Genomic DNA, 22,589 nt, shown 5'->3' with positions numbered 1-22,589 from the left:
GACGAACGGCTGCGGACTATACAATACCCCATGCCCGAAACCTCCCCCTCCCCGTCATCTCGCGCAGGCCGAGCTCGCCGACAAGATTGAGCGCGCCCTGCTTCGAGACTTTTAGCACCTCTTGGATCATGCCGGTCGAGACGATCGGCCGCGAGAGTACGAATTCGACCAGGTCGGCCAGTTTCGAGCTGGTGCGCCGTTGTTTTAGCCGCCGTTCCATCTGGCTTTTCGCCATCACCAGCCGGTCGTGCTCCTTCAGCCCCACGAGTGCGGCCTCATGGATTCCATCGAGGGAGGCCAGCAACCGGTCACTGCGATTGCGCGCCCGCCTCCGCTCCCGCGGAATGTTTTTCGCGCCGAGATGCAGGCTAGCGAGATGGTTGGCGGAGATACCTTCCTGGCGCAGCAGCGCGGTCACCAGCAGCTGTCCGAGCCAGATGCCATGCTGCAGCACCTCGATGTCTGACCAGGCATCGAGCAGGATCGCGGCGCGCATCACCAATGGCCACTCCCGCGTGTCGGCGAAGACGGTCTGCCATTCGGTCAGCCGTTCTTCTTCATTCCAGTCGAGATCGTAGATCAAGTCCGGCCGCTCGTCGGAACGTGGCGTCCTCGCCGGCACGTCGGTGCCGGCGGACGCGCAAGACGGCATGCGCGCGGGTGAGCTCGTGGGTCGGGATGCGAATCTCCATGTGGGCGTCGTGCAGGACGAGGTCCTCGATATGACGAGTTCGCCTTCGAGCCACAGCGCCGCGGCCGCATCGGCAAAATGCTGGCGCTCGATAAACCCTTCGCGGACGGGGGAACGGGCCAGCCGTTCGTCAAGGCGGGCCAAGGCTTCGGTCGCGCGGGCAACCGGTCCGACTAGCGCCGCTTCGTAGTCAGGCATGAGGCACGGCCCACAAGAGGGCATCGCGATAAAAGTACGCCAAACAACGCTAAGGGAGAACAAGCAGTGATCTGATTTCGTTCGACGCTCGTTTTCGAGAGCCGTTCTGGGTCGTTCGCAATCAACTGTGTAGGCCAGCGGAGCGAGCAAGGAGCGCCAGATCCGGACAGGGCTGAGTGGGGTGTAAAACCGCCTCTGTCAACGCAAGCTGCGTCGGACGTGCGTATTTCGCAAAAACGGGACAGTCGTTCCGCTAAATCGCGGACAGCAGTTTCACTAATTCGCGGACAGCAGGATGGGGAACGCGCAGTTGCAATAGCACTTCCGCCGGCCTATTTTTGTGGAGTTCAATTGTGGTTCGGCCAAGGGCGCTTTGGGCGCCGGACCGGCCCCGTGTAAACCTCATTAAAGAGAGACGAACCCTGCCATGGAAGAATTCTTATCGCGCATCGCCACTGGTGCCGGCATCGGCCCGGCTCTCGCAGAGAAGGCCGTTGGGTTAATGCTGGGTTTCCTGCAACGCCACGCGGCCGACGGTCCCGTTGCGCGCATGATCGCGGCCATTCCCGGAGCTTCGGAATTAGTGGCGAAGTATCATGGCAACGACCCAGAGGGCGGAGGCGGCCTCATGGGGCTCGGCCAGCAATTGATGAGTGAGGGTCTCAGCATTCTAAAGATCGCCGCCATCGCCAACGAGACGATCGCCTTCGCCAAGGAACATGCCGGCGACGAACTCGTGGACGAGGTCCTCAATTCCGTTCCTGGCCTTCCCCAGTTCGTCTGATCAGCGGCAGCCGGGGGCGCATGACCTCGTGCGCCCGTGCCGGCCCGTCTGCGCAGGTAGGCATTCTCCGCCGAGCGCTCCGTACCGATCTCGCCAGACCACCAACCGCCGGGCACGCGAAGCGAGCGTTGGAGTACTTCATTCGTCTGTCCCAAAATCGACCGCAGGCGAACCGATGTGTATAACTTCCGGCGGTAAGGGTTTATCGTGAACGCTTTCGATGAAGCCCGCGAGATAAGCAAACGTATTGTATTTCTCAAGAACCAACCGCTTCGCCTCTTGTATTGCGCCGCGACGCTCCTTCCAGAGGTCCGAGTCGATGATTTCTTGAATTTTTTGGATTACGTTCTTGTCCTCTGGGTCAATCAGAACCATTGAGTCGGAAGGGAAGAACCTCGTGATTGCCGGGCTGCCGTAATAGATCGGCATTGTTTCAGCAACGAAGCAGTCCATAAGCTTCTCTGTAAAATAGTAATCAGCACGAGTATTCTCGAAAGCTATACTGTAACGGTACGGTGCGAGTGCGTCCCATTTATCTCCAATCAGCCGAAAACCTCGGCCGAACAGGTCAAAATCGAGCTCCTCTCTCAGCCGTTCCAGAAACGCCAGCCGATATCGATGCCCTTTAAGCAGGGCGATGTTACTGGTAATCCATGAGAGCCGAAGCGGCTTGTCCACGACTTCGCTGACCAGAAGTTGGTCATATGTCTTTGTTACAGACCAAGACCGAGTGATAGGTGGAGACAAAACGAATCGGCGCTCTGCATTCTGCCGAGCAGCCAGCTCTGCGTCAGACGTCAGGACGATGGTATTTTTCCCTTGCCCTTCATGAAATGCGCGATGAGCTTTCGTCGGCGGTTCGCCGATTGCAAAAATTGTCCTGTTTGGACTCGCCTCGATATCAACAGGGAGCCCAAAAATAGAAGCAGAGTTAAAGACAATATGCCAATCGGGCGCGAAGGATGTCCTGCGTACAAAAGCGACATTGTTCCAGATTCCACTGCCCTTTGGAGTGAGATGGTGGATTGCATCATCCAAAACGCCCCAAGAATCCAGACATGTAGCAACAATGGGCGCCGGACGTTCCGTCAACAATTTGGTCGACAAAGCAGTTCCACCCCATTCACTTCCGTTGGACCGGGAGCAACTCGTGCATCGGGCGCAAGACCTCTCTGCGCCTGAAATAGCTCGCGATCCTGATCGGTATCAAACACACGATTCTGTGCGACTTCGCGATTCTGTGCGACTTCGCGCCATTCGACAACTCATCTCTAAGACCGCGGGAATCCCTTCACTCGTGAAGGTACTCAATCGCCATTTCGGATTGCGGTAAGATTGGGCAGCATAAACCTTCCGGGACCCGCTGTCGAGGCAATTGTCGCTTTGCACCTAACCAGGTTGTTCCTCACTTTGTGTGGTGATCAGGCCGGTTGAGTGGCAGCATGCGTGCCCTCTAAAATATGGAAGTTGACTACATTCTTATTATTAATCGGGATATACGACCAGTTTAGAGGCGGCTCGCCTCTCACAGGCGACGTTTGCAGCGGCGACGGCAGATCGAGATATTGGCGGGTTGATGCCGGGGCTTTGTCCGAAATCTGTGGTCCGATTTCGGACGAAGTGACGGTCAAGATGTCCGAAATATGCTACGAATTTCGGACAAGCTTCACACACAAAGCGCCGCGGCTTTGCCCGACATCATCGATATCGTCATGCAGATGGGCGATGCCGACCTAGCCTCGTCCCCTCCCCTTCCAGCCATTGCCAATCCCAGCCTGCCTGCGCAGCTTGAGGCGCTCGCCGGCCGCGCGCGCGATTATATCGAGGCGGCGAGTTCGGCCAACACGCGCCGCGCCTACGCAGCCGACTGGAAGCATTTTTCGAGCTGGTGCCGGCGCCAAGGCATCGAGATGTTCCCGCCCGATCCTGAGGTCGTCGGGCTCTATATCGCCGCCTGCGCGTCAGGTACGGCCACTGGCGACAAAAAGCCCAACACCGTTTCAACCATCGAGCGCCGGCTTTCGTCGCTCTCCTGGAATTTTGCCCAGCGCGGCCAGCCGCTGGACCGCAAGGACCGGCATATCGCCACGGTGATGGCTGGCGTTCGAAACACCCACGCCTCCCCTCCCCGGCAGAAGGAAGCGGTCCTGCCCGAGGATCTGATCGCATGTTCGAGACCCTCGACCGCGGCACGCTGCGTGGTCTGCGCGACCGCGCCATGCTGCTTTTGGGTTTCGCCGGCGGCCTTCGCCGATCCGAAATCGTCGGCCTCGACGTCGGCAGGGATCAGACCGAGGACGGGCGCGGCTGGGTCGAGATTTTTGCCGATAAGGGTCTGCTTGTCACATTGCGCGGCAAAACCGGCTGGCGCGAGGTCGAAATCGGCCGCGGCTCCTCCGACGCCACCTGCCCTGTGGTCGCTCTGCAGACCTGGCTAAGACTGGCGCGCATTGCGCACGGACCGCTGTTTCGGCGCGTTGCTGGTCAAGGCAGAGCCGTCGGTGCCGATCGCTTGAACGACCAGGAGGTCGCACGCCTGGTCAAGCGCACGGCGCTCGCCGCCGGCGTGCGCGGCGATCTGTCGGAGGGCGAACGGGCCAAGAAATTCGCCGGCCACTCACTGCGCGCCGGCCTCGCCTCGTCGGCCGAGGTCGACGAACGCTATGTGCAAAAACAGCTCGGCCATGCCTCCGCGGAGATGACGCGAAATTATCAGCGCCGGCGCGATCGTTTCCGCGTAAATCTCACCAAGGCGTCCGGGCTCTGATGCCCCCGTTTTGTCCGCTGGGATGAGGCGGTCAGATCTCAGGCGATAACAATTACCTCATCGAGCACAGCGAGCGCTGTGTCCAGACTATCGGCGGCCGACGCTTCGTAGTCAGGCATGATCATCAACTGCGTTATGGCACGGCCCACAAATTCCGGGTTTAGCTTTTCCAACCGATCCTTGGTCCGGGAGACCTGTTCCGGGAATGCGCGCAGATTGAAGCGAACAAATGACGAGGTCTCTTATCCCCGACACGAATAGCTCGCGATCTCATCGGGATTTCCCTTACCGCCATAGGCAGCTTGAGTGGGATAAGCGCAGATCGGCTGGTGCTTGCCGGGGAATGCCTTGCTGCCAGCCGCGAGAGAATCCGGAGCCTTGTCTTGGTTTATCCAGCCCTCGATGGCGGCCAAAGGATCAAAGTCGTCGAAGGCTTGGCCATCGCCGCAGTGGGTCATCCCCGGGATTATGAACATGCGCACGAAACGGCGAGTCGCTTCCAAATCGCCGCCGCTTGTGACCTCGACGACTTGCTTGTACCAGCGCACCAGATCGTTGGCTGAGAAGACCGGATCGGAAAGTCCCTGAAACAAGAGCAGCTTTCCACCGTGGGCAGCGAAGCTGGCGAGATACGTGCCGGTCGCATCATTGAGCTTGGCCGTATCCGCAACGCGTGCCGGATCCTTGTCGAAGTCGAACTTCAGGGGGTCAAAATTCGGCGCCGGGGGCGTCATGAAGTAGTATTGAAGCGAGCGGGCTCCCAGAACGATGTTATTTGCATCCGACTGGGAAGTGGGGGAATTGCCCAGCTTCCACATTCTCCAGTCCGCGCCCGCAACGCCCGTATCATATGGCCAATCGCTGTAAAGCTTTTCGCCATCGGAGCTTTCCGGACCCGCGAACGCGCGGCTCATGGCCTGCACTTGACCAGCCGTGAGGCAGCTGTCCGTCTTATCGCCTTGGCAGGACAGGACCTTTGGGTCGAACCGGCACTGCTGCCAGGCGTTGATGACGCCATCCTCAATGCCATCGCGAGCATCACAGGCAGCGAGAACCGCCTTGGCGACGATGTTCAGATCCTGCTGGGAGAAGGCGCGGGATAGAATGGGATGGCCGGCCTCATCCTTGGGAGCGATGCTCATGTACTGGCGAGTATCCCAGGCTTCGGCAATGTTGGCGGCACTGAGACGAAAACCCGGGCTACCTGCAACAATGCCGTCGAACTCGAGCGGATATCGCTGAGCCGCTATCAACGCCTACGACCGCCATTCGAGCATCCCATGAACACCGACTTTTTCGGAGCCGCCCCATAGAACTTTGCAATCACCTGCTTCGAGACCGAAGTGACTTTGCCAATGGAGGCGTACGCAAAATCAATGCGTGCGGCTTGATCGACCCCGAAAGCCGGATCGGGGCTTGGGTGCCCGCCATCCATGCTTACAACAGCGTAGCCGCGCAAGAGCCCGGGAGCCGCGGTCGAGTTCCGGCAAGGAATGGTCCCGACGGCCGGCGCCAGGAAGCCATCAACTGCGCCGCCGCCCTGGAAAAGGAACATGTCGTTCCAGGTCGTCGGAAGACGCACCTCAAACCGGGTGCCATATGATTGACCATCGACCCCCTGGCGTTTCCCGATAACACCTCGGACAAGGCAGTGCCCGCCCACTTTTACCGCCTGAGGCGAGGCGCCGGTGAATGCAGTGAAGGGATCTGCGGGGATCTCCTGCGGCTTTTGAAGGCTAGCCTCGGTAAAGATCACGCTTGGAATTTTGAGCTTGGCGATGGACCGGCACGCCTGATCCGACGCGTTTGCCGCCAGTGCAGGCGCACATACACGTATGATCGCCAACATCAGTGCCAGCGTGCACCCGCGGTCCCGCAGCTTGAGCCCGTTAGCCAAGAACATACCCATCCTCCCTGGATGCGCCCGATAGCCCGAAAGCTGATCGCATTGGTAGCTAGTTGTGAGCTTTCAGTAGCTTGTCCATCCGGTCCGAACCGGGAAAGCTGAGATTGTCGAAGCTTCAGTGACTCCAGGGGGACCGGATGAACATCCATAAGAATACCGGTCTGACGCCGCTCGGTCGAGAGCGGATTTTTTGCGCCTGGGCGCGCCGGCAGCACCTCGGAGGTGTTGCCGCCTGATCCGCAGACCGTCGGCCTCTACATCACGGCCTGTGCATCCAGAAAGGTTACAGGAGACAAGAAACCAAACTCTGTGGCGACGATCGAGCGCCGTCTCTCCTCCCTGGCGTGGAATTATACGCAGCGTGGCGAGCCGCTCGATCGAAAGGACCGCCATATCGCCACCGTGCCCGCCGGCATCCGTAACAGCCACGCAAAACCGTCTGTGCAGAATGAGGCCATACTTCCCGAAGACCTGATCGCCATGCTGGAGACGGTGCTCCGCAAGACCCATCAGGTCGCCCCAGGCCAGAGCAACCGGCTCGTCCCCGGGGAGGACGAAACGGTCGACCACTCCGCTTGTTCGACTTGTGTTCGGGCGACTATCCCGGCTTCTATGCATCGCGCTTCGGCGCGGCGAGCTTTGTCCAACGCGCCAAGCCTTTGAACCGAATCGCTGTAGACGGAAGTCGCGGCGAGCTTCGCGTTGTTGATCGGAGCATCGAACCAGGCGTCGTATCCGCGGTATCCACCCCATCGTCTGTCGCGCAATCTGTTGGCGAGCGCGTCCTCAGCCGTTCGATCGCGGCCGTCTTTGCCGCAAACTATTATATGGCGGCCGCCGATGCCATTCGGGCGCGCAATATCTCAGGGGTTGAAGGATCGTCGATCAGTTTTCCGATGTCTTGGCGGGCCGCGATGATCTGCACATGACCCTACAAAGATTGCGCGTAGTAGGAAACACTGGTGCAACTGGTCACCCCAGGCGTCAGGATAATCGTAGAACCAATCGAACGAATGCACGCATCGCGGTTTGCCTACAGCACTGCTCTCCTGTCCCGATAGCGCAAATTCGCGGTTACCTCCGGCCACGAACAGTCGGACCAATTTTATTTGTAGGTTAGACCTTCGCCCTCGGCAAGATTGGCCAAGCGATGACTCGCTGCTGAATTGCCGGCCCGCGCGTGATGAGCGCGAAGGCGTCAGGTGCCCCCGCCGTCAAGACTCAAGCCGCAACGTAATCAGGCGGGAGTGCCTTCCGCTAGGTGGGGATGGACTGGCCGCCGAAGTCAGAAGCAGCAAGCCTGGAGCATAATGGAAGACCTCGACCATGTGAAGCAGGCCGTGAAGGGCGACCTAGCCTATTTGCAGCCACCTGCTCAAAGCCGCGACATGAAGCCAGCCGCCAGCCTGCTAGTTCGACAGCAACCGTTCAGCTTGCTGCCGCCGACCGCTTGAAAACGATGGTCACCTTCGTCCCTTTGTTGGCGCTGGACTCGACGGCTAGCTGCGCCTTGGCGTTCTCGGTCAGCGATCGCGCGATCAGCGCTCCGAGCTTGCCTGGTTTGGGCCACACCTCGCCTTCCGGCAGGCCGATTCCGTCGTCCGCCACTATAACCCGGCAGCCGTCGCCATCGACGACGCTGTGCAGTGTTATCGTGCCGCCATCGCGGCCCCGGAACGCATGCTTTAGTGAATTGGTCAGCAATTCGTTTACGACCAGCCCGGCCGGCATGGCGACGTTTATTGACACGGGATATGTATCCACCTTCATATCCAGCCGGATCCCCTCGACTGCATGCGAGCTCATCACCGCGGACGCGATCTGGCTGAGATAGACGCCAAGATCGACCTCCTCCTTCGGCTCGTCGGCCGTTAGCGTCTGGTAGAGGATCGCCAGAGCGTCGACGCGACCGGCGAGCCGCTCAAACCGTCTCCGGTCGGCCTCGGTCGCGTTGCGGCTTTCCAGCCGGATCAGCGCGGTGATCATCTGCAGGTTGTTCTTCACCCGGTGCTGCAGTTCGCGCAGCAGCGTGTCTTTCTCGCTGACACGCTCCTCGGCCGAGCGCTGATCTCCCGCCTCGCCGTGAGCCGATACGTCGACCAGGGCCACCAGCCGGAAGCACATCTTGCCGTTGTCATCCTCGATCACGTTGGAATAAACGTCGACGATCGCGGGTTTGTCCTCGCCGCGCTCCAGCCTGAAGGTGCCGACCAAATCGGTTCCCTCGACCACCGCCTCGGCTAGCGGCCTGTCCTTTTGCTGATGGAGGCCCGTGCCTAAAAGGGCCGCCCAGTTTTCTTGGGTGAGCCTGGCGGACGTCAGGCCTGACAATTTCTCGAATTCCGGATTGGCGTAGACCACGCGCTCTTCACCGGCAAGGTCCGAAACGGCTATGGCGATCGGCACCTGGTCGAGGAATTTCTTGAACTGTTCGCTTTCCAGTGCGGTTGCAAGGTCAGGTGTATCAAGTAACTGCTCGACCGCCTCAGCCTTCTCTGAATCCGATGTCATTTGCGCGCCTGTTCTGTGCGGATGATATCAACAATGCGGCGAGCCCGCCATCGCCAAAACTGGAGCTGCATCTCACGTTTCGCATCACGCATCTGACAACCAGCTCTGCATCGCGTAACGGCCGCACGTCCAGCATTGCGACCGGCCGAAGGAGAGCGGCAAGGATCGGCTAGAATCCAGGTGCCTGGAATGTCGAAGCGACCGGTCAAGTGGGTACGCTGCGGAAGATCGATAGAGCAGGCATTCAGGGAGAATGAGTTCGCGTGCCGGCCTCGGCGATACGTGCCGACACTGTCAACCTCATGACCGCAGGCGGGCTGAAAGAGCAGCGCTTCAATTCAGGCCGCTAGCTGCCTAACTGCGGCAAGCCCATCGATCGTGTATGTTGAGACGCTATTGCCGATGCCTAAATATCGAACCCGTCATGGCAATCGTTGTGACGGGAAGCGCTCGCTTATGGGCTGTGCTGGAATGCGCATGAAGTATACGCCTGTGCGCCGCTTCGTTGATCTCTTGGCCTTCGAGGAAGTCGTCAATCTCATCGTATGTGAGACCGGGACGAGGTTCTCCAGGTCGGCGGTCGGGATCTTTTCAACAAGATCAGACGAGCGCCCAGATACACTGCCAAGGCGCGAACTCTGCGCTTGTTCAGCCCGGAAAGAGGAAGAATGTCTGCGGCACCATCGCCGAACTTGGTGAAGAAGCCCATCAAGGCCTCGGCTGCTTCGAAGCGACTTCTGAAAAAGAAGTGTGGGTTTGCTCTCATACCCTTTGCTGAAAAATGTTGTCATAGAGCGCATGGAATGCCACGCGCTTCGAATCGGAGTAGCCATCCGGGAAGCCTGAAGCCCCTTTGAAGCGCATGTCCGGCAGCTATTCATAGCGTGGATGACTTTGATCGAAACAAACGATTTCATAACTCTTCGGAAATCTTGCATGGACAAAAGCACGTCCGCACCGGTCACCCATCCAAAGGAGAAAATCTTCCATGCGCCCTGACGTGCAGTGGAGGTCGTGCCGAGAAGTGAGTTGCAACTGGCCGATCATGTCGGCGGTTCGACGCTAGTCGTCCCCAATGTTCCTGAGCTGCGAAGTCTTGCAGGCGAGCCAGCTGCCCAGCGCGATTCTGCTTGTGGCGGGCTTTTTGCCGCAGGCAGTCCGCTCGTTTGGGCAGCGGATTGGAGACCCGGCCGGCAGCGCTACCATACAACATCAGCGCACTTTACATCTACGCGGTATTGCCGGGCTTCCAGTCGGTGCCATGTTTGGCCGACGAATGACGCGATGCGGCCTCCTGCACAAGCGAAGGCGTTATCGGATGTGCGACCGGGAAGCAGGCGGACAGTGCAGCACATGTCAGTCGCCTGTGCGACGGTCTTTCGGGGAATGAAATCGGGCCAGTTCACGGCGCGGCATTATTCGTCAACAGCCGCCCCTTCGCAAGGATATAGGCAGCCCGCGTCACAAGTTCGTGCTGCAGATGAAAACGGCATCGCCGGCATGCAAGTCAGCAGCCGCTCAAGATTCGATGATCCAGCCAAGCTCTCGGCGCCATGGAACGGCAGGCGCCACGATCGAAGCATCTCATGTTGATTCAGGCGGACCCTTATGAGGCGTTCTTTGATGCCGGTGATGCCTGACAGGCGGTTGCAGCTGCAAGCGACAACGCGGCCTATTTAGTTGGAAACGGTCTGAGGCAGGCCAATTTGGCTTGCCCGTCACTATGTGGAGAAAGAAATGCTGTGTCTAGGAATTAGCGGCGGACTTGACCAAGTCCATGAAAACCGATTCGAGCTTCGGAACGCCTTTATGCACGATGGCGCCGCGGTGCTCGTCCGAGACGGACGGGTGATAGCAGCCGTCGAAGAGGAACGCCTCAATCGGATGAAACACTCCAACAAGCTCCCAATTCGTTCGATTCAATACTGTCTGTCAGCGGCGGGGGTTCAGCTCAACGACATTGATCGTGTCGCGCTCTACGCCAGCGAGCCCTATGCCAACGCCATGCTTGAAGGTATGTCCGCATCCCACCCGGACATTCTCTCCATTCCGTTGGATGCTAAAACGTTGGTGCAGGATCTGTTAACGCGTGAGTTCGGCACTAAGTTGGACAGTTCGCGTATTTCATTCGTAAGTCATCATCAGGCGCACGCCGTGAGCGCCTTTGCAATGTCGGGCTTCGAACAAAGTCTCATTCTAGCGATTGATGGCTCTGGTGATTTCCTATCGGGCCTCTTGGCGGTAGGGTCTGGCACAGAAATTACGCAACTCGAGGCTTTCCCCGAGAACAATTCTCTTGGGCTGTTTTATCTCGAGACGATCCGCTATCTCGGCTACGGCTTGTTCGACGAGTATAAGGTAATGGGACTCGCGCCCTACGGCGACCCCGCTCCCTATCGCGAGCTCTTCGAGCAGTTCTACGAGCTCTCCGCCAACGGCGGTGGCTACCGTGTTCACCTCGACCGCATCGGTCCGGCGTTGCTCCGCAATATCGAGGTCAGGCGAAAGGGAATGCCCTTCACCCAGCAGCATCGAGATGTGAGTGCGTCACTGCAGGAAGCGCTTGAGCGGATCGTGTTCCACATTCTCCGGCATCACCGTGAGGCCACCGGCATGAAGCGGTTATGCCTGGCGGGGGGGGTGGCCCATAACTGCACGATGAACGGTAAGCTGCTGTATTCAGGGCTTTTCGAAGACATTTTCGTGCAACCCGCGTCTCACGACGCTGGCTGCGCATTGGGAGCTGCGCTGATAGTCTCTAACGAGATGGGCCGCCCCGCGCCGTGTGAGCGACTGCAGGGGGTCTATTGGGGTCCTGATCTCGGGAGCGAGCGCGCCGTGCAACAGGAACTGAATGCATGGGCCGGACATCTCGAGGTTGAACGCTCTGATGACGTGGCAAGCAGTGCAGCCGACTGGATCGCCAACGGCGCCGTGATCGGCTGGGTGCAGGGTCGTTCGGAGTTTGGGCCACGTGCGCTGGGCAACCGCAGCATTCTTGCCGACCCTCGGCCCGCCGCAAACAAGGACCGGATCAATGCGATGGTCAAGAAGCGCGAAGGCTATCGGCCCTTCGCGCCATCTGTGCTGGAGGAGGATGCGAGCGAATTTTTCGACCTCCCGGACGGTAGGCACGAATTTCCATTCATGAATTTCGTCGTTCGCGTGCGTGACTCAAAGCGCGCCTTGCTCGGTGCCATCACGCACGTCGACGGTACCGCTCGCCTGCAAACAGTATCGCGCAACGCCAATCCCGCGTACTGGGAGGTCATCAATGCGTTCAAGAAGCGCACAGGCACTCCAATTCTGCTCAATACGTCCTTTAACAACAATGCCGAACCGATCGTGGATTCGGTTGCAGACGCGATTGCCACCTTTCTGACGACAGAGCTGGATGGACTTGTGGTCGGGCCCTTCCTGGTAAAAAAGCGGGCTGCAACGCTGCAGGATTGGACTGCGCTTGCGGTTTCGTTGCCGCCCTATGTGTCCCTCCATCAAACCCGCGCTTACAAAGCGCCAGATCGTCGGGAGACTCACTGCGAGATCAGCACGACCCACTTCAGCAGTGACAGTGTACGAATTTCACACGACTTGTTTAATCTGCTGATGCGGATTGAGGGCGAAGCCGTGTTGGGAGATCTCCTCAATACAATTGCGCCGGATCAGGCTAAGCGTGAAGCTCTGATGGAGGGCCTGCGACGGCTGTGGGAGCAGCGCCTCGTTCGATTGCATCCCTCACAAGCTGCTCGCATGGATCAAGACTGCGATCAAACGCTGGACCAGCATAACAGGCTCTCAGCGTGATAGAGGTGCCGCTATCCAAGCTCGGCGAATAATGGTGTTCATCGATGCCGCCTGCCACCTCACCGCTGGCAGGCAGTCGACTTCATCACAGGGTTGATTCGTCCACTTCACCTTGGACGACCGGACGCGCAGAAAAAAGCGGCTGCGGCGGGTCCTTGCTAGCGACCGTGATGCGGGACCACGTGCCCGAGACGGTCAATGCGGCCGGCGGTGTCGTCGCCGGCGGCGACGGTCGCATTCAGGATCAGCATCGACCAAAGAGCGAGGCCACTGCCGTTATGCTCCGAGATCTGGGGACGGCGGCTTGGCGATCACCGTCTACTCGGCGTTGCCGAACTCACTGCATGCGAGACCGTGACGAAGCCCTTCACATTGCGGGTCGGGACATAGCTGGCTTTCTTGGCGCGCTACCATCGCTAGAGATGCAGACTTCGCCCAACAGCTCCTGCTGGAGCGCGGCTTGGATCTGATGGCAGAATTCTTGCGGAGACGCGGACAAAGTGGGGAGCACTCCAACCTACACACGCGTCACTGGGCTATCAGTGTTGACCGTATAATCTTCGGAATGGCAATGGCATATTTTACAAAGCACGACGGCAATCAAATTATATACCGCAGCTGGGAAGAGCCGGAACAGTCAAGCGCAAGGATGAGAATTTTGGTCCTCAAGCTTGATCATGTCGGCGACTTTTGGATGTCTCTAGGGCCTCTAAAGGACCTTCGTCAGCGTTTTGCGCATGCCCACATTACGCTGGTGGTGGGAAGCTGGAATATCGCTACTGCAAAACAGTTCGACCTCGCCGACGATCACGTTGCTTTTGACTTTTTTCCTCGCAACCCAAAAGTCAAAACGCGCAAAGAAGCCGCGGACATAAGGCCGCTGCTGACCGGCGAGTTTGATCTTGCCATTGATATGCGTGTTCCGGAAGAAACAAGGCCGATCTTGCTTGAAGTTCCCGCCAGGCACCGTGCGGCGATAGTTGATCCGTACAGCATGCATCAGATCGATATTGCGATAGCGCCATTCAATCTGAAACTGCGCAGAACCATTTTCTACAAGCTGGTCCAAAAAATAGGGCTTGCTAACAAAATCCCCCGTAGATGGCTTGATTGGTTCATTGACCGTAAGCAGGTGCGTCTCCAGCATGTGTCAGAAATCCTCCTCTTTCTGGTCGCAAAGGCAGCTGCCTATTTCGAAAGCGGAGCGGGTCACCCACAGAATTCGACTACAGGCAATGCCCCGATTGTCGTGGCTCCGTTCTCCAATTCCAGCCTGCGAGATTGGCCGATTGAAAGTTTTGGCAAAGTTGTCGCTGCTCTTTCGACCCGTGGTGAGGTGGTCCTCGTTGGCCGTGGCGAATGCCTGGAAGCGCTTGAGGAGGTTGCGAGGATCGCTAGGGAACGTGGGGCCGCGAACATTCGGACGGCTGTCGACTTGTCAGAATTGGAATTCAATTGTCTCGTGAATTCGGCCGCCCTCGTCGTTTCGAACAATTCAGGCGCCGGCCATGTCGCTGCCCAGCTTGGCCGCCCTACTATCGGCATTTTCACGGCGTCACATCTACCGGAGATTTGGGGGTTTCGAGGTCCCTTGGTCAGCATGCTTATGAGTGTTATTGAATGTCGCGGATGTGGTCTGGACCAAGTGCGGCATTGTCCGGTCAAAGTCCGATGCAAGTTCGACATCACGCCGGATCTCGTGATTGCCGAGGTAAACGCCTTGATGAATCATTGTAAGGGTACGGCACAAGCTTAGTGGCTCGCGGTCACCACAACCGCGATTGCCCAGCCCTTGTCGCTGATTCAATCGCTACAATCATCTAAAGGCCGAAATTCAGAATCGAATCGACTTGTTCGAAGGACCGCAGTGGCGATGTCACATTGGCCGACAGGTGGCATAGAGCGGCGCCTGAGAATGAAAGTGCCGCCGCCCAGCCTTCATAGCCGTTCCTCCTTTGTGGCGTGACGGCCCGAAAGTCGCCATCGCGTCAGATGTTCATCAGCTTCGGGATAGCCGGAGCTCGTCCGGCGACAGTCATGGCAGCGACTTCGCTTCTGGACCCGCTCATCCGGCCGCCAAAAACAAATGCGCTTTCTAACTAATTGATCCGCCGGAGCTGACCAAAGCCACCTTGCTCTGGGTTGCGGCAATGGCGACTGGGGCGAGAAGCCGAGAAGAACCGATGCGGCGAGAAATCCTGAGACCATCCGCCACGAGACGTCGCCAGGGAACGTAGTATTGCGTTCCGCGTTACACTAACGTATATACGTCCGCAGCACAGGAGCGCGCCATGGCCACCACACCCACCAGGAAGGAAGCACCCGTCTCGATGCGGTTTCGCGACGATGATCTCACCATCATCGACCGCGGCGCGGAGCTGCTCGGCCTGTCGCGCACGGAGTTCATGCGGCGCGCCGCGCTGCACGAGGCGCAGGCGGCCATCCTCAACGAAACCGTCATCCGCGTGTCCCCGGAAGCCTATGACGCCTTCATGCAGGCGATCTCAGCCCCGGCCGCTGCGCCCCCGGCGAAGGCGGCCGAGCGGCTGCGTCGGTCCCCGCCCTGGGACCGCTAGGTGGCGCTTTCAGGCATCGAACTCCTCGACCACGCACACCGCCTCGACAGCTTCGATTGCGGCAAGCCGGCGCTCAATGCTTGGCTGGCCGGCTTCGCGCGAACGAACCAGGCCCGCGGGTTTACCCGCGTCCTGGTCGTTCACGACGAGGGAACAGTCGTCGGGTATTGCGGCCTCGCGCCGGGCGTGATCCAGCCAAATAGCGCACCGCGCGCCATCCGCACCGGACGCCCGCCCGATCCGATCCCCTGCCTGCTGATCGGACAACTCGCCGTCGACCACCGCTATGCCGGACAAGGCGTCGGTAGCGGCTTGGTCAAGGACGCGCTGTATCGCTGCGTCGCCGGCGCCGACATCGTCGGCGGCCGCGCGGTGGTGGTGCGGGCGATCGACCACGAGGCAGAGCGCTACTGGCAGAGCTGGGGCTTCATTCCCGCGCGGGACAATCCGTCGGTGCTCATGCGCTCGATCCAGGACGTGAGCCTCTGGCTGGCCGACAAAGGCCACTAGCTCCGCGCGCGTAGCGCCTCCGGAAACGGCAGGTCTGCGCGCCGGCCTGCCGCCGACCGGGGTCTAGTTGCGGCGTCCCGCCGCTCCCCGAGCCGGCTTCGCCGTCTCGGCGTTCGGGTGACCCCTCACGCAGGGCCAGAGGGAGACGGCGGTCAGAGCGAGGGAGCCCTGGAGAGAAGGGAAAGTCATGAACGTCGATGATATTCATAGGGGGTTCACGCGAGATATTTGAGCTGACGGAACCTGCCATCGCTCGGATCCGCCCAATCGTTGTTGCCGTGCACGGCGTGCTGATTGGCGACGCGTCTGGAGCCGATGCCGAGGCGCAGGGCCTGCTCGCGGGCTACGGCTACAAACATGTCGGGGTCTTCCATGCGGCCAAGGAACCCCGCAATGATCTGGGCGACTGGGCTGCCTACCGGGTCCCGTCTCCTGAAGGTGCTAGAGGATACTGGATCTACGCCGCCAAAGACCGGGAGATGGCGCGCGCCGATTTTGGGATGATAGTCTGGGACGGCGCATCACCCGGCACGGCCGTCAACGTGCTTCGGCTCGCCATGGCGAACAAGCCGAGGTCATCTACGATCTGGCCAGGGGCAGCATGGCGACTACGCACCATGTCGTAGACTGGTGCGCCATTGCTCCGCGATGCCGGTCCAGACATTCGGCGCGCCAAGCCGAAGCCCGCATGACGCGAGGCGAGCGCCTGGCGTTGCCGGGATGATGTACGCGCGGTCCCGGCGGGTCCAACGCGATAGGCTTGATCCGGCCCCGCGCCCCCAACTCCACTTGTATGAACGGCCGGGGCCGGCCCTTTTCGAAACCGGCTCACCGCCGCGTGGCGTTGTGCAGGATGATTGTCTTGACCCGTCTCGCATCTGAAGCGGGTGCAAGCCTGCCGCACATGCCGCTGCTTGGTCATGCGAGGCATCGCTACCGTGGGGCGTGGCGTTCGCCGATCTCCAAACCGCTGTGCCGCCATACCGAACACGCAAGGCGGTTTAACCGCCAGGCTGCTGTTCAAGGTATTAACGACGCAGGCGGCATGACCGGAGAGACTGGCGGGGTAAGCAGCTTCCATCGATCCGGCGGCATTGCGGATGTGGCTGGCGATGGCGGCCTGAGTTCTTGTCCATCTGCCGCATAGCGGGTGGTCAGATGCTGGTCGCGTTTCCGGCGAGCCGAAGCATTTGTCTCTCAAGGTCACCCGTTGGAAATCCAGCACCAGCGGCTTGTCGGGACAAGATAGTTGCTATTGGGATTTGGCCGCCGCAACCGCGAGCATCGCTTCTCCCATCCCATTGACGCCTCGGGCATTCAGCATTTCACCAGCGTTCTGAATGTCGCGCACCTCTTTGTTCTGGCTGAGTTTTGATTTACCAACCAGGCTGGTGATCTCGATTTCCAGGGCGACGATCGCCTTCACCATCGTGTCAATGAAGTCCTTCGGCGCGTCGCCCATCTTCCACGGGGCAGGCTGCGAGGCTTCATGCATGTGAGTGAGCTTCGCCACGTTACGGCGCACATAGCGCTCATCATCCCGGACAGTGATGCGTCCGTGGGCGTGGACGACGAGATAGTTCCACGTCGGCGCCTGGTTATGGAATTCATGCTTGCTTGGACCAGTTCGGCGAGATGTAAGCGTCAGACCGTCGAGCTCGTCCCGGACCGCATGGCGCTACGGCGCCACCTCCAGCCCGGCGAGACAGTCGTCATTGTCCGTGAGGGTGACCGCCCCTCTATGGTGAGAATATTGATCGCCGGCAACTTCTGGCGCCTGCCGACCTCAAATTCGTTGAAGTCGTGCGCCGGCGTGATCTTGACCGCGCGGCTGCCTTTCTCCGGATCAGAATACTCGTCCGCCACCACCGCGATCCTGCGGCCGACGATCGGCAGAGGATGAGGTTCTTGCCGACAAGATGCCGGAAACGCTCGTCGTCGGGATGCACCGCCGACCGCCATATCGCCCAGCATCGTCTCCGGGCGGGTCGTCGCCACGGTGATGAAGGTTTTAGGATTTTCCGGATCCAAAACCTCGCCCTCGACGGGGTAGCGGAAATGCCAGAGATTGCCGTTGACCTCCTGCTGTTCGACCTCAAGGTCGGACTCGCGGTCAAGAGCTTCGGGTCCCAGTTGACAAGCGCTTGTCCTTGTAGGTCAGGCCTTTCCTTGTAGAGCGTGACGAACACTTCGAGCACCGCCCTGGACAGGCCCTCGTCCATGGTGAAACGTTCTCGGCTCCAGTCGGCCGAGGCCCCCAGCCGCTTCAACTGGTTGAAGATCGCGCCGCCGGATTCGGCTTTCCACTCCCAGACTTTCTCAATGAGCTCGTCGCGCGTCAGGTCACGGCGGTGGATCTGCTTCTCCATAAGCTGGCGCTCGATCACCATCTGCGTGGCGATGCCGGCGTGATCCATGCCGGGCTGCCACAGCACGTTCTTGCCGCGCATGCGCTCGAAGCGCACCAGAATGTCCTGCAGCCATTTATCCCTCGCCAAATCAATGCCGCGGGCGATTAGCAGGCGAACTCCGTCCGGACTAAGTTCAACGCGGGCAAAAGAAGTTGTGTAGGCCATGTCACGAAATGCTTGGTCCGCTTCTCTGCCGGCCGATGGTCCATGAAATCCCCTCCCCACCCATGACACCAGACACCTCCTTGCCAACAGACCGATCAAGCACTGGCCTCCATGGTACCAGCGTGAACTCGCGCGCCTTCTCGACTATGACGTACTTGCCGCTGGCAAGGTCGATCGAGCGGCGCAATCGACCCTCTATTCGATCACCAGGCTGCGCTTCGGAATACGAGAGTCCGAGTTCGTCAGACAGTTGACCGGCAACACGGTTCAGCTCACGTTGACGCAGGATAGAAAGCATGTTGGCGCGATAGACGATCCGGTCCTGCTCTTCCCGAGCAAGACCTTGCGCAATCAGCCACTGCCGTCGGCGGCCTTGCGCCTCTCGGACATCGCGGCCGAAACCAGAGCTGTGCAAGGCCTCCGGTGTGTCGGAAACCAGCTCTCGATCGAGCCAGGTGGCGCCGTCGAAGCTGACTTGGCTCTCCAGCAGCATTGATGAGAGCTTGTCGACGACAACCGGCTCGGCCCTCGCTCGCTGACGCTCGTAGCCCGCGACGCGGTCGAGATGGTCCGGCGCGATAGTCCATGTACCGTCCGGCTCGCGCTCGACACCACCGGTCGCCCGGCGGATCGCCTCCAGTCGCCGCACGTGCGTTTCGGCAAAGCGTTCGGTGGCCGACTGGTCATGCTTGAGATGGATATCGATGCTGTAGCGCCCGTCATGGGCCGTGGCGATCTCGGCAATTGTGCGGTCGACTTGCCTTGGCCCGGTGTCCCTCGGCGTGACCCGCACTATGCAGCCCTCTGCCGTCGGTTGGGTTGCCTCGCCTTTGCCGATATCAACATAGTGGCTTTTGCCGTCTACGGCGTCGACGACGAGGTAATGGCGGTCAGTGATTTCGTCGGCCAGGCCGCGCGCAATGATGCGGCCGACGACAGGCTGCATCTGCTCTGCAGATCGATCATGGACAACATAGTCGGCGGCACTGCGGGCGAGCCCCTTGCCGGTCAGTTCGCGGTGCATGGTCTTGATGATGTCGCCCCGCTCGCCGATGCGGCGCAGTGTCGCTTCAAGCTCGCCATCAAGGCGCCAGTGGCCCGAGCCGACTTCCTCAGCCAGACCCATCCGCTCGAGCTTGCGCAGGCGGCCCTGGTGCAGCGTCTGGCGAAACGTGTCTCGGCTGGCCGGTGAGACATGCCCCTCATGGTCGCGCATGCGGAGCAGCTGCCGATCGATGCTGGTGAAGCGTTCCCGCTCCATTTCCTGGCGCAGGCGTTGCACGATCTCGCGGTCCGTTCTCGGGCCAAGGTCGAGGCTGACCAGCTCGGCCGCCCGTTCACGGATTCCAGACGAGATGTAGTCCCGCGCGATGACGAGGTTTTCGTCGCGGTCGTCCTTGCCGCGGACGATAATATGGGTATGCGGATGACCAGTGTTGAAATGATCGACGGCCACCCAGTCGAGCCTAGTGCCGAGGTCTTCTTCCATCTGCGCCATGAGGCGCCGCGTGAGCGGCTTCAAGTCATCATACTCGATGCCGTCTTCAGGGGCGACGATGAAGCGGAACTGATGCCGGTCGCCATCGGCACGATCGATGAAGGCCTTGCCATCAACGCGGTCGCTGTCGGCGCTATAGAGCTCGCCAGGCTCGCCTTCGCGGGTGACGCCGTCGCGCTGGAGGTAGCGAAGGTGTGCACGTGCCCCGTCAACACCCTTGCCGGCCAGCTTGACGATACGCGCCTTGACGACGGCGCGCCGCTGCCGAAACGCCGCGTGGGGGTCGCGCGCTCTGAGAACGGCGGCAGCAGCCCCGCCGCGCCCCGCCCGGCTTCCGATGAAGCGGCCACGGCGACCGCTGCCGCCGCCGGCTCGGTTGATCGCGGCGCGGATCTGGCCGGCGAAACGCTTGCCTGCCTTCGAGCCGCGCGATCCGATTTTGCCCAGGCTCGGCTTGAACTCTTCATCCTGCATTGAGCCTCCTAGCAATCTTAAGCAATATCAGAGGTTTGTCGGCAGCAGCTCTCCTGACGCTGAAGGCAGCCTCCGTGGAACACGATGTGCAGACAAAGACTTCGCCGCCTCCAGGAGGCGATGCCTTTATCTTGCCTTCCGCGGACCTGCCTCCCTGCATCCCTGCCCCGCCCGACCCACGGTACCCCTGCCCTCACCTGCGATCCGGCCGGCCTGACCTTGCTCGCTCCGATCCGAGCGGCACCACAATTTGGCCATTCGGATCGGTCGCGGAAACACCGTTTCGCAGGAAAAACAGCGACTGCCCGGACGGGATTTCCGGCGCTTTTCCGGAACGGGATTTGCCGGTGAACGCGTCCATGTCGGCGGCCGCGATCCCCGCCGCCTTGAGCTCTTCCAGATACGAAACCGTCTCGCTGGGCAGCGGTCGCCCACGCTGCAAATGCTGTTCGTAGCGGTCCGGCCCAGCGTTATAGGCGGCAAACAGGCCGGGAAAGCCGAAGCGGTCATACATGGCGCGCAGATAGGCAGTGCCTGCCAGAATGTTATCGCGAGGGTCGTGCGGATCGGCTCCCAGGCCAAGCTCTGCGCGCATCTCCTCGTAGGTGCCGGGCATCACCTGCATGAGGCCAATAGCGCCGGCGTGTGAGGCGATCGGCCGTCCGTCCAGCATTGTCTGCCCCCGGCTTTCGGCATCCATGACGGCATAAATCCAGGGCTGTGGAATGCTGAAACGCCGGCTTGCTTCGGCTACCAAGGGCTGCCATCTTGCCAGCTGCGGACCACGGGAGATGGCGGCCGGCTGAGCGTCGGTCGCGGCGGAACAGGCGCATGGCGCTATCGCGACCATGCCCAGCATCAGGAGGGTTACTCGGTCCATAGCGGCACCAGCCTCCCGACAATATTTTCGGCCGGCACCGGCCCGAAATAGCGGCTGTCGAAGGAGCGGTTTCTATCGTTGCCGAGCAGGAAAAACTCGTCGGCGGCGAGCTTGCGGCAGGCATTCCACCAAGGCAGCGGACGGTGCTGCGTGTCGGTTGCCAGCCGGCGCGCGACAATCTCGCCGCCGATGATGATGGCGTCGCCGAAGGCGCAGACATGCTCGCCAGGCAGCGCGGCAAGGCGCTTGACCAGCGGCACATTGCTGGGCAGATAGAAGCGTTCGGCGGCGAGATCGGCGACCGGTTTTGGCGGGCGGACGAGCACCAGATCGCCACGAGCCGGCGATCCGGACGCGACGCGATAGAGGCCGACCGGCGCACTCACCGAGGCGTTCCAGACCAGCCAGGGCGATGGGTTGTCGAAAGCGGCGAAGCCGATCAGGCCGAGGCCTATTGTGGCCAGGGCGATCGTCTTGCGCGCCCGAATGCGCCGCAGATGGCTGCCGATCAGACGGATGGTGGGACGCCGGCTCATGAGCGGCCTCCCGCACCGGCCGAGCCGGAATCGTGGCCGCCATCCTCGGGCCTGGTCTCCTGCGCGCGCCCTTTCGACCAGTCGTCGAGCTCGTCGATGTGATACCGAACATAGCGGCCGTGCTTGCGGAATTGCGGGCCACCGCCTTTGAGCCGCATCTTCTCCAGCGTGCGCTGGGACAGCCCGATGTAGAATGCGGCCTGCGCGGTGTTGAGAAACGGACTGCCCTTCTTCGCGCGGGCCGCGCGTTCGTTTTCGTCGTCCATGATGATCCTCGTTTCGTTACGGACAAGCGAAGGCGAGGATCGGCGAGCGAGATCGTTTTGGGGACGGGTGAAGAGTGGGGGGCGAGTTTTCGCCGCCCCTTCTTGAGAAGAGCCCCGCGCCGGTTGCGGGGCGGGGCTCGAGGCTGGCGGTTCAGTCGACCGGGTTCCAGATGATGGCGTATGTGTCGTCGTCATCCTGGCCGGCGGCGCGGCCGAGATTGGCGTAGAGCTTGCGCGGGCCGAACTCCGGGGCGGCAATCGACAGGCTCACATAGTCCTTGCCGGAGGTCTCGCCGGTGCGGATCCAGCCGGCCCCTACTTCGACCCCTTGCGTCAGCACCCGGAAGTCGGGATGGGTGTCGGCGCTCTTTGCCTGATTGGGCACGATGTCGATGTCGGCGCGGACGCTAAGCGTCTTGAGCTGGCCCTTGTAGCCGCCGTTTTCCTGTTTGGTGACGTATCCGATCGCGGTCATTTTTAGTCTCCTTTTGGTGCTCGCCGGGGACCATTCCCCTGCGATGGCGGACCGTGATGGGCGCGTCCGGACCGCCGGAACCGGGACGGCCGCAGCGATAGCGGAGGACCCGAGCGGGCAGCTTTTTTGAAGTGAAG

17 protein-coding genes and 5 pseudogenes are annotated in these 22,589 nt (G+C 60.4%); 7 read left to right on the top strand and 15 right to left on the bottom strand.

Annotated elements, in window-relative coordinates; translation table 11 throughout:
- Positions 1-16: 16 nt before the first annotated feature.
- Positions 17-889 (bottom strand): annotated as a pseudogene (locus NKI08_RS23020) (RHE_PE00001 family protein).
- A 427-nt stretch (positions 890-1,316) separates the two neighbouring features.
- Between NKI08_RS23020 and NKI08_RS23015 the strand changes: the two are divergent.
- The gene (locus NKI08_RS23015) at positions 1,317-1,673 is read left to right on the top strand and encodes a hypothetical protein (protein ID WP_352453730.1); all 357 of its coding nucleotides are present in this window, start codon (positions 1,317-1,319) and stop codon (positions 1,671-1,673) included.
- Positions 1,674-1,811: 138 nt separating this feature from the next.
- Here NKI08_RS23015 and NKI08_RS23010 read toward each other — a convergent pair whose 3' ends face one another.
- On the bottom strand, positions 1,812-2,780 hold the full coding sequence (locus NKI08_RS23010; RefSeq protein WP_352453731.1) for a glycosyltransferase family 10 domain-containing protein: 969 nt from the start codon (positions 2,778-2,780) through the stop codon (positions 1,812-1,814).
- Between the two features lie 536 nt (positions 2,781-3,316).
- On the opposite strand from NKI08_RS23010, the pseudogene NKI08_RS23005 reads away from it, so the two are divergent.
- Positions 3,317-4,440 (top strand): annotated as a pseudogene (locus NKI08_RS23005) (site-specific integrase).
- A 242-nt stretch (positions 4,441-4,682) separates the two neighbouring features.
- Here NKI08_RS23005 and NKI08_RS23000 read toward each other — a convergent pair.
- Positions 4,683-5,693 (bottom strand): tannase/feruloyl esterase family alpha/beta hydrolase, encoded by a 1,011-nt coding sequence (locus NKI08_RS23000; protein WP_352772326.1) that lies wholly within the window; start codon positions 5,691-5,693, stop codon positions 4,683-4,685.
- Positions 5,690-6,343, bottom strand: a complete 654-nt coding sequence (locus tag NKI08_RS22995) for a tannase/feruloyl esterase family alpha/beta hydrolase (protein WP_352772324.1) — start codon at positions 6,341-6,343, stop codon at positions 5,690-5,692. The genes NKI08_RS23000 and NKI08_RS22995 overlap by 4 nt, the downstream gene beginning before the upstream one ends.
- Before the next feature lie 191 nt (positions 6,344-6,534).
- On the opposite strand from NKI08_RS22995, the pseudogene NKI08_RS22990 reads away from it, so the two are divergent.
- Positions 6,535-6,853, top strand: a pseudogene (locus NKI08_RS22990) (integrase); the annotation flags it as partial.
- Positions 6,854-6,855: 2 nt separating this feature from the next.
- Here NKI08_RS22990 and NKI08_RS22985 read toward each other — a convergent pair.
- The 3 genes and pseudogenes from NKI08_RS22985 to nadE all read right to left on the bottom strand — a co-directional run.
- On the bottom strand, positions 6,856-7,113 hold the full coding sequence (locus NKI08_RS22985) for an aminopeptidase (protein WP_352453904.1): 258 nt from the start codon (positions 7,111-7,113) through the stop codon (positions 6,856-6,858).
- Positions 7,114-7,774: 661 nt separating this feature from the next.
- Entirely contained in the window at positions 7,775-8,857 is a 1,083-nt protein-coding gene (locus NKI08_RS22980) for a sensor histidine kinase (protein ID WP_352502715.1), read from the bottom strand.
- 393 nt (positions 8,858-9,250) lie between these two features.
- Positions 9,251-9,581, bottom strand: a pseudogene (nadE, locus tag NKI08_RS22975) (NAD(+) synthase); the annotation flags it as partial.
- Between the two features lie 1,013 nt (positions 9,582-10,594).
- Here nadE and NKI08_RS22970 point away from each other — a divergent pair.
- From NKI08_RS22970 to NKI08_RS22955, 4 genes are all read left to right on the top strand, one after another.
- Entirely contained in the window at positions 10,595-12,661 is a 2,067-nt protein-coding gene (locus NKI08_RS22970; RefSeq protein ID WP_352474134.1) for a carbamoyltransferase family protein, read from the top strand.
- A 571-nt stretch (positions 12,662-13,232) separates the two neighbouring features.
- Positions 13,233-14,417 (top strand): glycosyltransferase family 9 protein, encoded by a 1,185-nt coding sequence (locus NKI08_RS22965; protein WP_352772320.1) that lies wholly within the window; start codon positions 13,233-13,235, stop codon positions 14,415-14,417.
- 535 nt (positions 14,418-14,952) lie between these two features.
- The gene (locus NKI08_RS22960) at positions 14,953-15,237 is read left to right on the top strand and encodes a type II toxin-antitoxin system TacA family antitoxin (protein WP_352453587.1); all 285 of its coding nucleotides are present in this window, start codon (positions 14,953-14,955) and stop codon (positions 15,235-15,237) included.
- The gene (locus NKI08_RS22955; protein ID WP_352772317.1) at positions 15,238-15,747 is read left to right on the top strand and encodes a GNAT family N-acetyltransferase; all 510 of its coding nucleotides are present in this window, start codon (positions 15,238-15,240) and stop codon (positions 15,745-15,747) included.
- Positions 15,748-15,962: 215 nt separating this feature from the next.
- Here the strand turns inward: NKI08_RS22955 and NKI08_RS22950 are convergent, their stop codons facing one another.
- The 8 genes and pseudogenes from NKI08_RS22950 to NKI08_RS22915 all read right to left on the bottom strand — a co-directional run bounded on the left by NKI08_RS22950 (position 15,963) and on the right by NKI08_RS22915 (position 22,452).
- Positions 15,963-16,106, bottom strand: coding sequence for a hypothetical protein (locus tag NKI08_RS22950; RefSeq protein WP_352502718.1), 144 nt, complete (start codon positions 16,104-16,106; stop codon positions 15,963-15,965).
- An 893-nt stretch (positions 16,107-16,999) separates the two neighbouring features.
- Positions 17,000-17,395, bottom strand: a complete 396-nt coding sequence (locus NKI08_RS22945; RefSeq protein ID WP_352453596.1) for an FMN-binding negative transcriptional regulator — start codon at positions 17,393-17,395, stop codon at positions 17,000-17,002.
- A gap of 45 nt (positions 17,396-17,440) precedes the next feature.
- Positions 17,441-18,242, bottom strand: a pseudogene (locus NKI08_RS22940) (class I tRNA ligase family protein); the annotation flags it as partial.
- An 82-nt stretch (positions 18,243-18,324) separates the two neighbouring features.
- Positions 18,325-20,295, bottom strand: coding sequence for a relaxase/mobilization nuclease RlxS (gene rlxS, locus NKI08_RS22935; RefSeq protein WP_352772312.1), 1,971 nt, complete (start codon positions 20,293-20,295; stop codon positions 18,325-18,327).
- A gap of 193 nt (positions 20,296-20,488) precedes the next feature.
- The gene (locus tag NKI08_RS22930) at positions 20,489-21,175 is read right to left on the bottom strand and encodes a lytic transglycosylase domain-containing protein (RefSeq protein ID WP_352772309.1); all 687 of its coding nucleotides are present in this window, start codon (positions 21,173-21,175) and stop codon (positions 20,489-20,491) included.
- Positions 21,163-21,711 (bottom strand): signal peptidase I, encoded by a 549-nt coding sequence (lepB, locus tag NKI08_RS22925; protein ID WP_352772305.1) that lies wholly within the window; start codon positions 21,709-21,711, stop codon positions 21,163-21,165. Before lepB ends, NKI08_RS22930 begins: the two co-directional genes overlap by 13 nt.
- Complete coding sequence (locus NKI08_RS22920; protein WP_352468501.1) at positions 21,708-21,977, bottom strand: helix-turn-helix transcriptional regulator; 270 nt, start codon at positions 21,975-21,977, stop codon at positions 21,708-21,710. The genes lepB and NKI08_RS22920 overlap by 4 nt, the downstream gene beginning before the upstream one ends.
- Positions 21,978-22,128: 151 nt before the next feature.
- Positions 22,129-22,452, bottom strand: coding sequence for a DUF736 domain-containing protein (locus NKI08_RS22915; RefSeq protein WP_023672372.1), 324 nt, complete (start codon positions 22,450-22,452; stop codon positions 22,129-22,131).
- Between the last annotated feature and the right edge of the window lie 137 nt (positions 22,453-22,589).

The organism is Mesorhizobium sp. M0768 (assembly GCF_040320195.1).
Taxonomy (GTDB): Bacteria; Pseudomonadota; Alphaproteobacteria; order Rhizobiales; family Rhizobiaceae; genus Mesorhizobium.
Note: the sequence above shows the minus strand (reverse complement) of the source record. Positions and strands in the feature narration are given on the sequence as shown.

Coding starts and splice junctions, on each gene's coding strand:
- NKI08_RS23015 (WP_352453730.1), top strand. CDS start 1,317: ATGGAAGAATTCTTATCGCGCATCGCCACTGGTGCCGGCATCGGCCCG.
- NKI08_RS22995 (WP_352772324.1), bottom strand. CDS start 6,343: ATGTTCTTGGCTAACGGGCTCAAGCTGCGGGACCGCGGGTGCACGCTG.
- NKI08_RS22980 (WP_352502715.1), bottom strand. CDS start 8,857: ATGACATCGGATTCAGAGAAGGCTGAGGCGGTCGAGCAGTTACTTGAT.
- NKI08_RS22970 (WP_352474134.1), top strand. CDS start 10,595: ATGCTGTGTCTAGGAATTAGCGGCGGACTTGACCAAGTCCATGAAAAC.
- NKI08_RS22965 (WP_352772320.1), top strand. CDS start 13,233: ATGGCATATTTTACAAAGCACGACGGCAATCAAATTATATACCGCAGC.
- NKI08_RS22960 (WP_352453587.1), top strand. CDS start 14,953: ATGGCCACCACACCCACCAGGAAGGAAGCACCCGTCTCGATGCGGTTT.
- NKI08_RS22950 (WP_352502718.1), bottom strand. CDS start 16,106: ATGTTTGTAGCCGTAGCCCGCGAGCAGGCCCTGCGCCTCGGCATCGGC.
- rlxS (WP_352772312.1), bottom strand. CDS start 20,295: ATGCAGGATGAAGAGTTCAAGCCGAGCCTGGGCAAAATCGGATCGCGC.
- NKI08_RS22930 (WP_352772309.1), bottom strand. CDS start 21,175: ATGGACCGAGTAACCCTCCTGATGCTGGGCATGGTCGCGATAGCGCCA.
- lepB (WP_352772305.1), bottom strand. CDS start 21,711: ATGAGCCGGCGTCCCACCATCCGTCTGATCGGCAGCCATCTGCGGCGC.
- NKI08_RS22920 (WP_352468501.1), bottom strand. CDS start 21,977: ATGGACGACGAAAACGAACGCGCGGCCCGCGCGAAGAAGGGCAGTCCG.
- NKI08_RS22915 (WP_023672372.1), bottom strand. CDS start 22,452: ATGACCGCGATCGGATACGTCACCAAACAGGAAAACGGCGGCTACAAG.